The sequence below is a fragment of the Caulobacter sp. GW821-FHT09H08 genome (assembly GCF_059415885.1).
In genome coordinates this window covers 465,322-477,291 of record NZ_JBWKOC010000004.1, presented here as the reverse complement: position 1 = coordinate 477,291, position 11,970 = coordinate 465,322, and the positions used below count along the sequence as shown (strand labels likewise).

10 protein-coding genes are annotated in these 11,970 nt (G+C 68.3%); all 10 read left to right on the top strand.

The window, feature by feature from the left end; all coding sequences use genetic code 11:
• Positions 1–61 precede the first annotated feature (61 nt).
• Positions 62–1,732, top strand: coding sequence for a serine hydrolase (locus AC07NN_RS16800; RefSeq protein ID WP_494643258.1), 1,671 nt, complete (start codon positions 62–64; stop codon positions 1,730–1,732).
• A 104-nt stretch (positions 1,733–1,836) separates the two neighbouring features.
• Positions 1,837–2,667, top strand: a complete 831-nt coding sequence (locus AC07NN_RS16795) for a class I SAM-dependent methyltransferase (RefSeq protein WP_494643254.1) — start codon at positions 1,837–1,839, stop codon at positions 2,665–2,667.
• A gap of 219 nt (positions 2,668–2,886) precedes the next feature.
• Complete coding sequence (locus AC07NN_RS16790; protein WP_494643252.1) at positions 2,887–3,528, top strand: TetR/AcrR family transcriptional regulator; 642 nt, start codon at positions 2,887–2,889, stop codon at positions 3,526–3,528.
• Positions 3,525–4,520 carry an HlyD family secretion protein gene (locus AC07NN_RS16785; protein WP_494643249.1) on the top strand — a complete coding sequence of 332 codons (996 nt, stop codon included), beginning with the start codon at positions 3,525–3,527 and terminating at the stop codon, positions 4,518–4,520. Before AC07NN_RS16790 ends, AC07NN_RS16785 begins: the two co-directional genes overlap by 4 nt.
• Complete coding sequence (locus AC07NN_RS16780) at positions 4,517–5,437, top strand: ATP-binding cassette domain-containing protein (RefSeq protein ID WP_494643246.1); 921 nt, start codon at positions 4,517–4,519, stop codon at positions 5,435–5,437. The genes AC07NN_RS16785 and AC07NN_RS16780 overlap by 4 nt, the downstream gene beginning before the upstream one ends.
• Positions 5,434–6,591, top strand: a complete 1,158-nt coding sequence (locus AC07NN_RS16775; protein WP_494643245.1) for an ABC transporter permease — start codon at positions 5,434–5,436, stop codon at positions 6,589–6,591. Before AC07NN_RS16780 ends, AC07NN_RS16775 begins: the two co-directional genes overlap by 4 nt.
• Positions 6,592–6,926: 335 nt before the next feature.
• Complete coding sequence (locus AC07NN_RS16770) at positions 6,927–8,162, top strand: OmpA family protein (RefSeq protein WP_494643241.1); 1,236 nt, start codon at positions 6,927–6,929, stop codon at positions 8,160–8,162.
• 72 nt (positions 8,163–8,234) lie between these two features.
• A complete protein-coding gene (locus tag AC07NN_RS16765; RefSeq protein ID WP_494643238.1) occupies positions 8,235–8,477 on the top strand; it encodes a hypothetical protein in 243 nt (80 codons plus the stop codon).
• 384 nt (positions 8,478–8,861) lie between these two features.
• Positions 8,862–10,742, top strand: coding sequence for a ribonucleoside-diphosphate reductase subunit alpha (locus tag AC07NN_RS16760; RefSeq protein WP_494644021.1), 1,881 nt, complete (start codon positions 8,862–8,864; stop codon positions 10,740–10,742).
• Between the two features lie 187 nt (positions 10,743–10,929).
• On the top strand, positions 10,930–11,934 hold the full coding sequence (locus AC07NN_RS16755; protein ID WP_494643236.1) for a lipid A-modifier LpxR family protein: 1,005 nt from the start codon (positions 10,930–10,932) through the stop codon (positions 11,932–11,934).
• Positions 11,935–11,970 lie beyond the last annotated feature (36 nt).

Genomic DNA, 11,970 nt, shown 5'->3' with positions numbered 1-11,970 from the left:
GATGGGCCGTTGGCGGCGCGCGGGACGGGCTCTAAGGGCTGAAGCGTCACCGGGGATTTCCATGCGTCCAGTCGTTCACGCCGTCGCTCTGTTCTGCGCCTTGTCCGCCTTCGGGTCCGCCGCCGCCGCGCCTCAAGCTGGCGGGGCTCCCAGTCTCGACCTCGCGCCCGCGCTCGCCGACATCGCGCCAGATGGTCCCGGCTGCGTGGCCGGCGTGAAACTGCCCGGCGCGCCCGCCAGGATCGTCGCGCGGGGCTGGTCGGACCTGGAGCATGCCGACCCGCTGACCGCCGACAGCATTGTGGAAACCGGCTCCCTGGCCAAGCAGTTCACCGCCGCCGCCGTGATGCTGCTGGTCCAGGACGGCAAGGCCAGCCTGGACGACGACATCCGCCGCCACCTGCCGGAGATGCCGGACTACGGGACCCCGATCACCCTGCGCCACCTGCTGACCCACACCAGCGGCCTGCGCGAGCAGTGGAGCCTGATGGCCCTGACCGGCAACGGACCGGGCGCGCAGGCGCACAGCATGGCGATGATCCTGGACATGGCCTCGCGCCAGAAAGGGCTGAACTTCACGCCGGGGACCGAGTTTCTCTACACCAACACCAACTACGCCCTGGCCGCGATGATCGTCGAACGGATCAGCGGGGGCAGCCTGCAGAAGTTCACCGACCAGCGCCTGTTCCAGCCGCTGGGCATGGGCCACACGCGCTGGCGGGAGGACTTCCGCACCGTGGTCCCGGGACGCGCGACTGCATACGCGCCGGCCGAGACGGGCTTCGTCGCGAACATGCCCTTCACCAATGTCTACGGAAACGGCGGTCTGCTGACGACGGTCGGCGACCTGCTGCGCTGGAACGCCTTCCTGGATAAGCCGTCGGACCTGCCCGGCGGCCCGGCGCTGGTCGCCGCCCTGCAGACGCCGGGCCGCCTGAGCAATGGCGCGCCACTGGAGTATGGCCTGGGTCTGGAGATCACCCGCGACCACGGCCGGCGGCTGGTTTCGCACAGCGGCTCGACCGGCGGCTACAAGACCTGGCTGGGACGCTATCCGGACGAGGGCGTGTCGATCGCCGTGATGTGCAACAACGGCGGCGTCGACCCGATCGCCACGGGCGAGCAGATCGCCGAGCGGGCGCTGGCGGCGGCGGGCTATCCCCAGGCCGTGGCCGAGGCCCCCAAGGCCGTCGCGGCGGCGCAGGCGCCCAAGGACTTCACGCCGTACCAGGGCCTGTTCCGCAATCCAGTGACGGGCGAGCTTCTCCAGCTGCAGGCCGTGGGTGGTCAGCTCACCCTCCGGCAGGGCGGCGTCCAGGCGCTGGTCCCGCTGGGCGGCGACCGTTTCCAGCGTCCGAACGGCGAGATCGTGGAATTCAAGCGCTCCGGCGCAGCGACCGGCGAGTTGACCCTTAGCCGGGGAGATGTCCGTCGGCGGTTCGTCGCCATGGCGCCGGCCGTGACCGACGCCGCGACGCTGGCGGCCTATGTCGGGACCTATTACAGCACCGAGCTCGATACCCGGGTCACGGTGGTCCAGCAGGGCGACGCCCTGGTCATGCGCCAGCGGTTCGCCGTCGAATGGCCGCTGGCCCCCAGCTTCGCCGACGGCTTCACCACGCGCCTGCGCGGCTCGACGACCTTCGTCTTCGAGCGGGACGCGAGCGGAAAGGTCACCGGCGTGCGCGCCTGGGCGGGTGGGGTGCGCAACCTGCTGTTCGCGCGGCAGTGAGGGGCGGACCGCCTCGGCCCGCAAGTGCGGGCAATTCGTCAGGTCTGGGGCCTTGCGTTAGCCGCTCCCCGGTCCCCACCTGCGATGCGAACGGAGTGACGCGGATGACGGATCAAGCGCAGGACATGTCGGCCTACTGGGACCGCGCCGGGAAGGTCTGGGTCGAGCAGCAGGCCCTGCTGGACCGTCTCTATGCCCCGATCGCCAGGGCGGTGGTCGACTCGGTCGATCCTCGAGCCGGGGAGGCGGTGCTGGACGTCGGCTGCGGCTCGGGCGCGACGACGTTCGAAGGCGCCTGGCGTACGGGGCCGGAGGGCCGCGCGGTCGGGGTCGACATCTCGGGCGCGCTGGTGGAGCTGGCCCGTCGCCGCGCGGGCGAGGCGGGGCTGGAGGGCGTCAATTTCGTGCTGGCCGACGCCCAGACTCATGACTTCAAGCCGGAGTTTGACGCCATCGTCTCGCGGTTCGGGGTGATGTTCTTCCCCGATCCGGTGGCGGCCTTCGCCAATCTGCGCCAGGCCCTGAAGCCGGGTGGGCGGCTGGCGTTCGCCAGCTGGCGCGGTCCCGAGGAAAACGCGATCTCGCTGGTCCCGCTGCAAGCGGCCGCGCCGTTCCTGCCGTCGGTTCCGGCCTTCGAGAAGGATGCGCCGGGCCGGTTCGGTTTCGCTGACCCCGACCGGGTGCGGCGGATCCTGGAGGCGGCCGGCTGGTCGAAGGTCGCGATCGAACCGCTGGATGAGCCGACGCCGGTCAGCTTCGAGGAGCTCCTGACCATGAGCCTGCGCGTGGGGCCGCTGAACCCGATCTTGGCGGGGCAGGACGAGGGCGTGCGAGCGAAGGTGACCGAGGCGGTAACGGCGGCGCTGGCGCCGTATGCGCGCGATGGGGTGGCTGAGATGAACTCGGCGTGCTGGCTGGTGACGGCGGAAGGGTAGGAAGCTCAACCCAGATCGCCGTCATCCCGCGCTTTATGCGCGGGACCCATCTGCCCGCCGCAAGGGAAGTGCGGGTCTAAATTCTTACGTGGAGGCTGAACCATGGGTCCCGCGCATAAAGCGCGGGATGACGGGTTTTATGGTGAGGTCAGCCCTCTTGAATTATCCACAGGTTCAATATATAACCTACCAGTCAGTTATATATCTGGACCCAGAAACATGCAGGCCGGTACCCCCAAGTGGCGGCGGCGCAGCGAGGCGAGGCCGGGCGAGATCGTCCAGGCGGCGCTCGAGGTGTTCGCGGAGAAGGGCTTCGCCGCGGCGAAGCTGGACGAGATCGCCGCCAAGGCCGGAATCTCGAAGGGCGCGCTCTATCTCTACTTCGAGACCAAGGAAGACATCTTCCGCGCGGTGGTCCGCGAGGCCGTCGTCCCCAACATCGGCATGGTTGAGGCCATGCTGGCCCAGGCGACGATTCCGTTTCCGGACATGCTGCGCCTGGCGTTCGCGCGGATGGAAACCGTCATCGAGGGCTCTCGGCTTGGGGCTGTGGCTAAGCTGGTGATCGGGGAGTCGCGCAATTTTCCGGAGCTCGCCAGGGTCTGGCACGACGAAGTAGTCAGTCGGGCGCTGGGGGCGATGGTCGGGGCGCTCAATCGAGCCCAGATGCGTGGCGAGATCCGGTTGGGCGATCCTCGCATTCAGGCTTTCAGCATCATGGGCCCCATCCTGATGGGCGTGATCTGGCAGGAGACATTTGCGCCCGTGGGCGCGCCGTCCGCCGATCTCAAGGGCTTGTTCATTCAGCATCGGGAAACAGTGCTGGCCGGCCTCGCGCCTAGGGCGGGAGTTCTGTTTTGAAGCCTCCCGTCCGCATCATCGCCGCCGTGGTCGGCCTCAGCGTCGTCGGCTTTGTCGGCTGGAAGCTGCTGGGCCCCGACGCCCACCGGCCACACCGCCTGTCCGGCTATGTCGAGGGCGAGACCCTCTATGTCGCCGCCGCCAATGCCGGTCCGGTCTCGACCGTCGCCGTGCAGCGCGGCGATCGGGTGAAGGCCAACCAGCCGCTGTTCGCCCTGGACGCCGCCCAGCTGACCGCCGCCCGCGACCAGGCGTCCGCCCAGGTGGCGATCGCCCAGGCCCAGTTGCGCGACGCCGAGAAGGGTCAGCGTCCGCAGGAACTGGCCGTCTACGACGCCGAGAGCGCGGCCGCCCAGGCCCAGGTGCGCCAGGCCCAAGCCGACTACAACCGCATCGCGCCGCTGGTGCAGAAGGGCATCTACGCCCCCGCGCGGCTGGACCAGGTCAAGGCCGCCCTCGACACCGCCCGCGCCAACGCCGCCGCCGTCGCGCGCCGCAAGAATGTCGGCGAGTTGGGCGCGCGGCCCGACGCCGCGAGCGCGGCGCAGTCCGCCGTGGCCTCGGCCCGCGAGACCCTGGCGGCCGCCCAGAGCCGCCTCGACCAGATCAGCCCGCGCTCGCCGACGGCGGCCCGGGTGCAGGACGTCTTCTATCAGCCCGGCGAGTGGGCGGCGGCCAACCAGCCGGTCGTGGCCCTGTTAGCCGACGACCGCGTGCGCCTGCGCTTCTTCGTGCCCGAGGCCGAGGTCGCGCGCTATCGCCCCGGCATGACCGTCCGCTTCTCGTGCGACGGCTGCGGGGCCGAGCGCTCGGCGCGGATCAACTATGTCAGTCCCCGGTCGGAGTTCACGCCGCCGGTGATCTACAGCCGCGAGGCTCGCCAGCGGCTGGTGTTCCTGGTCGAGGCGCGGCCCGAGCCCGGTGCGACCCTGGCGCCCGGTCAGCCCGTCGACATCGTGCCGCTGGAGAGCGGCCAAGGGGGCGGAAAGTGACCGAGCTCGCCGTCGATGTCCGGGGGCTGAACAAGTCGTTCGGCCCGCGCCACGTGGTGCAGGACGTCTCGATCCAGGTCGAGAAGGGCCGCATCACCGGCTTCCTGGGTCCCAACGGCTCGGGCAAGACCACCACCCTGCGGATGCTGTGCGGCCTGCTGACCCCCGACAGCGGCGAGGGCGAGGTGCTGGGCCTGGACTTCCGCAAGGACGCGGAGGCCGTGAAGCGCCAGACCGGCTACATGACGCAGAAGTTCTCGCTCTACGAGGACCTGTCGATCGAGGAGAACCTCGACTTCGTGGCCCGCGTCCACGAGCTGGACCGTCGCCGCGAACGGGTGACGGAGAGCCTGGACCGCCTGGGCCTGACCGCGCGCAAGAAGCAGCTGGCCGGGAGTCTGTCCGGCGGCTGGAAGCAGCGCCTGGCCCTGGCCGCCAGCGTCATGCACGGGCCGCGCCTGCTGCTGCTGGACGAGCCGACCGCCGGCGTCGATCCCAAGGCGCGGCGCGAGTTCTGGGACGAGATCCACGCCCTGTCGGCCGAGGGCCTGACCGTCATGGTCTCGACCCACTACATGGACGAGGCCGAGCGCTGCCACGACATCGCCTACATCGCCTACGGCAAGCTGATGGCGCGAGGCACGGCCGATGAGGTCATCGACCAATCGGGCCTGGTGACCTTCCGGGCGGAGGGGCAGGGGGCCGACCGCCTGTCGCGTGAGCTGGCGGCCAAGCCCGGCGTGATCATGGCCGCTCCGTTCGGCGCGGCCCTGCATGTCAGCGGAACCGACCGCGCGGCGCTGGAGGCCGCCATCGCTCCTTATCGCAAGCCGCCGCGGACCTGGACCGAGGTCCAGCCGACGCTGGAGGACGTGTTCATCCGGCTGATGGGCCAGTCCTCGGATAATTTTCAATGAGTGGCGCGGCGGACAGGGGCGTGGTCTCCAGCGGCCTCTCGGGCGCCCGCATCCTGGCGGTGCTGATCAAGGAGTTCATCCAGCTCACCCGCGACCGGCTGACCTACGCCATGATCCTGGTGATGCCGATCGTGCAGCTGATGCTGTTCGGCTACGCCATCAACAACGACCCGCGCGACCTGCCGACGGCGGTGCTGGTGCAGGACCAGGGGCCGATGGCGCGCTCGACGCTCTCGGCCCTGACCAACAGCGGTTATTTCGAGATCGTCCGCACGGCGACCTCGCCCCGGGAGCTGGACGAGGCCGTGGCGCGCGGCGAGGTGCAGTTCGCCCTGACCATTCCGGCCGACTTCACGCGCAAGGTGGTGCGGGGCGACGGGGCGCAGATCCTGGTCGAGGCCGACGCTTCCGACCCCGCCGCCACCGGCGGAGCCATCGCGGCCCTGGCCAATCTTCCGCGTACGGCCCTGACCCGCGATCTGGTCGGCGCCGTGGCGAAACCCGGCGGCGACCCGTTCGAGGTGGTGATCCACCGCCGCTACAATCCCGAGGCCATCACCTCGTACAACATCGTGCCCGGCCTCTTGGGCGTGATCCTGTCGATGACCCTGGTGATGATGACCTCGCTGGGCGTCACGCGGGAGTACGAGCGCGGCACGATGGAGAGCCTGCTGGCCACGCCGGCCCGGCCGATCGAGGTGATGATCGGCAAGCTGACGCCCTATGTGGCGGTCGGTGTGATCCAGACCTGCGTGATCCTGCTGCTGGCGCGGGCGCTGTTCGCCGTGCCGATGGCCGGAGGGTGGGGCGCTCTGTGCCTGGGCGTGATGCTGTTCATCATCGGCTCGCTGGCCCTGGGCTTCCTGATCTCGACGGTGGCCAGGACCCAGCTGCAGGCGATGCAGATGTCGTTCTTCTACATCATGCCGTCGATCCTGCTGTCGGGCTTCATGTTCCCGTTCCGGGGCATGCCGGCCTGGGCCCAGGCCCTGGGCAGCGTGATACCGGTGACACACTTCCTGCGAGTCGTGCGCGGCGCCCTCCTGAAAGGGCTGGGAGTCGCCGAGCTATGGCCAAGTCTCTCCGCGCTCGGACTGTTCGTACTCGTGATCTCGGGCCTGGCCATGGCGCGCTACCGGACCACTCTGGACTAAGCCTCACTTGGTCGAGCACCTGACGAATTACGCGTAAGGATGCGAATTTTCAGCCACGATCCGTGAATGCTTGAGCTTTTCATGGCTGCAAGCCCTTGCGCGCAAACGGTTCACGTGCGAACGCAGTGGAGCTGACGCTAACTTCAGCGGATGTCGACGAGCACGCTCGGAAGTTGATTCTGAGGGGCGGTCTTGTTTAGCTTTCCTGAGCAAAGGGCAGGGGGGCGAAACCTGACGAGTGTGTCTTTGCTGACACTTTCCCGTGGCGTTCGCCTTGGTATAACGATGCTCGGTCGGTATCCGGCCTGGGCAGGGCAATAGAGGGCTCTTCAACGATGAAACTCAACCTCCTGGCGGGAGCTGCTCTGGCCGCGGTGTTCGCCGCGTCGGGCGTTTCGGCCCAAGAGACCGGCTGGTACGGCGCGGTCGACCTCGGCTACCACTGGCCGCAAAGCGTCAAGACCGAGTCTGACGCCTTCGCTCCGGATGGCGCTCCTTACCACTGGGCCTGGAAGTCGCAGAACGACTGGACCGGCTTCGTGCGTCTTGGCTACCAGTTCAACCCGCATTGGCGCGCTGAAGTCGAAGGCGGCTATCGCCCCGGCGACCTCGACAGCGTCCACGGCTCGGCCGTTCGCCAGCAGCCGGTCGGCCTCTGCACCCCGGGCGTCACCCGTACGTCGGCCTCGCAGCGCTGCGGCGCTCCGGACGGTTCGATCGACTCGTGGACCCTCATGGCGAACGTCATTTATGACTTCTCGCCGGACTCGTGGCTCAACCCGTTCATCGGCGCCGGCGTCGGCCTGAACCGTCTGGACGTGAAGACCCTGGGTCAGTTCAGCGGCACCCAGCCGAACCCGCCCGGTTCGACCGCGGCTCAGATCGCTCTGAACCCGCCGGTCCAGAACCTGACGGTCGACGACGATGACATGGCCATCGCTTGGCAGGCCATCGCGGGCGCCTCGATCAAGGCAACCGACAAGCTGAAGATCGACTTCACCTACCGCTACACCACCGGCGCCGACCACAAGTGGCAGTCGCTGGGGTCCAACGCGCTGCAACCCGGCGCGTTCGAAGGCCAATATCGCGACCAGTCGCTGACCGTGGGTCTGCGCTACTCGTTCGCGTCGCCGCCTCCGCCGCCCCCGCCGCCGCCGCCTCCCCCGCCGCCGCCGCCTCCGCCTCCGCCGCCTCCCCCGCCGCCGCCGCCGCCTCCGCCGCCGCCGCCGCAGTACGAGGCCCGCGAGTTCATCGTGTACTTCCCGTTCGACCAATCGGTCCTGACGCCGGAAGCGCAATCGGTGGTTTCGGAAGCCGCGAAGTACGCCAACGATGGTCACGCGACCAAGCTGGTGGTCGTCGGTCACACCGACACCTCGGGCTCGCCGAAGTACAACGCCAAGCTCTCGGAGCGCCGTGCGCGCGCCGTGGCTGACGCGCTGGTCTCGCAAGGCGTCCCGGCCGCTGTCCTGGGCGTCGACTGGAAGGGCGAAAGCGCTCCGGCCGTTGCTACCGGCGACGGCGTGAAGGAACCGCTGAACCGTCGTTCGACGATCTCGATCAACTTCTAAGATCGAATCGACTGACTACTCGGGAGGGCCCGGCGGAAACGCCGGGCCCTTTCTCTTTGTCCGGAGCATCCCGTGATCGAGACGGACGATCTGGACGCCCTGTTCGCCTGGCTCTGTGTGGAATGGGGCTTCTGCCTGTCCGCCGAGGCCGTGGAGGCCATCTTGGCGACGGAGGGGCTGTCTCCCGAGCGCTTCGCGAATCTCGTGCTCCGCGCCGAGGGAATCGCCAAGCCCGAGGTGTCGCCCTGGCGCGACCGCATCGCCGAGCGCTTTCGCCGATATCTGGACGCGCTGGAGAGCGGAACTTCGGCCTGATGGACGCCGTCCTCCGTTGGAAACCCCGATTTCCGGGCCTTTCGGCGGAGTCCTCGACAGCGCTGGCCAGAGGGCGCCGTCCACCGTCCGCCACTATCCCTTGTGGTCATCCTGTGAGCGAACATCGTTGTCCGGGGGCGGATGTCCTGAGGCGCCTTGCGGCGTCCTGTCGCGGGTGAAAAAAGTTCGGTGAGGCAACCCCTTGTCCCGCCTACGCAAGTTCCGGCCGTTCACAGGTTGTTAACGAAAAACTCGCCCCCGAGGCGTTGACGAGTCGTTCACCACTGTGGCCCCATATCTGGGTTGAGGGGGCTCCTCAGCCACAAGATATAGCGGCTGGTCGGGACTATCCCTTCACCGGAACACGCTGATTGAGCAATGGATTTGGTCATGAACGGCAGTGAAGCGGCGAAGACGAGCGTCCGAAACGAGGCCCGACTGGCGGCGATCAAGCCCGCCAAGCGCCCGCAGCTGGCGCTGGTCCAGAAGGTCGAGGTCGATCGCTCGCGCGACGCCCTGCTGACCGATTTCGGCAAGACCACGCTGGAGGATCGCTACCTCCTGCCCGGCGAGAGCTACCAGGACATGTTCGCCCGCGTGTCGACGGCCTTCGCCGACGACGCCGAGCACGCCCAGCGCGTCTACGACTATATGAGCCGCCTGTGGTTCATGCCGGCCACTCCGGTGCTGTCGAACGGCGGCGCGGATCGCGGCCTGCCGATCAGCTGCTTCCTCAACGCCGTCAACGACAGCCTGGACGGCATCCTGGGCGTCTGGAACGAGAACGTCTGGCTGGCGGCCAATGGCGGCGGCATCGGCACCTACTGGGGCGGCGTCCGCTCCATCGGCGAGAAGGTCAAGGGCCAGGGCCAGACCTCGGGCATCATCCCCTTCATCCGCGTGATGGACTCGCTGACCCTCGCGATCTCGCAAGGCTCGCTGCGTCGCGGCTCGGCCGCCGTCTATCTCGACATCCATCACCCGGAAATCGAGGAGTTCCTCGAGATCCGTAAACCCTCGGGCGACTTCAACCGCAAGTCCCTGAACCTGCACCACGGCCTGTCGATCACCGACGAGTTCATGCACGCCGTGCGTGATGGCGCGAAGTTCGGCCTGCGCTCGCCCAAGACCAACGAGGTCCTGCGCGAAGTCGACGCCCGCGCCCTGTGGCAGAAGGTGCTGGAGCTGCGCCTGCAGACCGGCGAGCCCTACCTGATCTTCTCCGACACGGTGAACAACGCGATGCCCTCGTTCCAGCGCGAGCTGGGCCTGAAGGTTCGCCAGTCGAACCTGTGCAGCGAGATCATGCTGCACACCGGCACCGACCACCTGGGCCAGGAGCGCACCGCCGTCTGCTGCCTGTCGTCGGTCAATGCCGAGACCTATCTGGAGTGGCGCGACCACCCGACGTTCATCGAGGACGTCATGCGCTTCCTCGACAACGTCCTGCAGGACTTCATCGATCGCGCCCCGGACGCGGCCTCGACCGCCGCCTACGCCGCGATGCGCGAGCGTTCGGTGGGCCTGGGCCTGATGGGCTTCCACAGCTTCCTGCAGAGCCAGAACGTCCCGTTCGAGAGCGCTCTGGCCAAGAGCTGGAACATGCGGATGTTCAAGCACCTGCGCCGCGAAGCCGACAAGGCCTCGATCGCGCTGGGCGAAGAGAAGGGGCCGTGCCCGGACGCCGCCGATCGCGGTTCCAAGGAGCGCTTCTCGCACAAGCTGGCCATCGCCCCGACCGCCTCGATCTCGATCATCTGCGGCGGCACGTCGGCGGGCATCGAGCCGATCCCGGCCAACATCTACACCCACAAGACCCTGTCGGGTTCGTTCGCGGTGAAGAACCCCTATCTGGAGAAGCTGCTCGAGGAGAAGGGCCAGAACACCGACGCGGTGTGGGGTTCGATCCTGGAGCACGAGGGCTCGGTCCAGCACCTGGACTTCCTCAGCCAGGACGACAAGGACGTCTACAAGACGGCCTTCGAACTGGATCAGCGCTGGGTGGTCGAGCTGGCCGCCGACCGCACGCCGGAAATCTGCCAGAGCCAGTCGGTCAACATCTTCCTGCCGGGCGATGTCGATAAGTGGGACCTGCACATGCTGCACTGGCAGGCCTGGGAACGCGGCGTGAAGAGCCTCTACTACCTGCGCTCCAAGTCGGTGCAGCGCGCGGCCTATGCCGGCGCCGGCGAGAAGGCCGAGGTGACCGGCGGCTTCGACGCTCCGGCCAAGACCGACTACGACGAGTGCCTGGCCTGCCAGTAAGGCGTCCAAGGCTCCGTAACGGCCCAAATGACGGGCATGTGATCCGGCGGCGCGAGCAATCGCGCCGCCGGTTTACGTTCCGGGAACCACGCGAGCGCAGAGTGGTTCATGCCTGTGCGCTTTCGCCACGATAGACAGTCGGGGCGAGTCGCGTAGGCTGGGCATATCGGGGTTTGGGGAGTCCGCGATGCGGGCGATTGGGAAGCGTAGCGTCCTGTGTGTCACGGCCATCGTTCTGGCCGTATCAAGCGCCCACGCCACATCGGCCTGCGCGGCGCAGAAGGCCGGCAAGGTCGCCAAGCCGGTAGATGGGGCCGCTCCGGCCGCCGACAAGACCCCTGCCGCAACGATTTCCTTCCAGGTGAAGCCCGAGGCCGTCCGTCCGCTGGACCTGTCGGCCAATGCGACCGGTTTCGTGGCGCGCGATGTCGACGCGCCCGAGGCCGAGCTCGAAGGCGGTTTCGCCCTGTCGCCCGCCGCGGCGGTGGCCGGCGATGTCCGCATTCTCGACGCCGACCGCTATTACGATGGCGCCGGCCCGGTGGCCTGGCGCTCGAACGCCGTCGCCTACCAGGGCGTGGCCGGCGGTCCGATCGACCAGGTCCGCGTCTCGGTGGCCGGGGTGGCGCGCAACGCCGCCGTCGCGCCCCTGATGCTGGTCCGTCCCGATAGCGACGCCTACGACGTCCAGGATGTCGACGTGACCGTGACGCGCGGCTGGCCCTCCGCTGTGGCCCTGTCAGGGCGCAGGTTCGCCCTCGACGTCACCCCGCACGCGGGCGTGGGCTTCGGCGGCGCCGGTGGTTCGGCCGAGGCCGGCGCCACGGTGCGCCTGGGCAAGAAGAAGAACATGGGCGACCGGGTGAACGACGCCCTGAACGTGCGCGAAGGCGACGAGGCCTTCGGGACGCGCGGGCGCTGGTACATCTACGCCGCCGCCAGCGGCCGGGCCGTGGGCCTGAACATGCTGCGCGGCCAGAACGGCGACTGGACCCGCGCGGGCCTGACCCAGGACGTCACCAGCCGCCTGATCGGCGACAGCCAGGCCGGGGTCGCCTGGCGCAAGGGGCCGATGCAGGCCTCGTTCGGCTACATCCACCGCGAGATCCGCGCCAAGGAAGGCATCATGGGCCTGGCGACGCAGAAGGACGACGTGGTCGCCCTGTCGTTCAGCCTGAAGCCGCACTGGTAACCGCGTTTCCCCGCACAAGGCTTGTGTTTCCGGCCG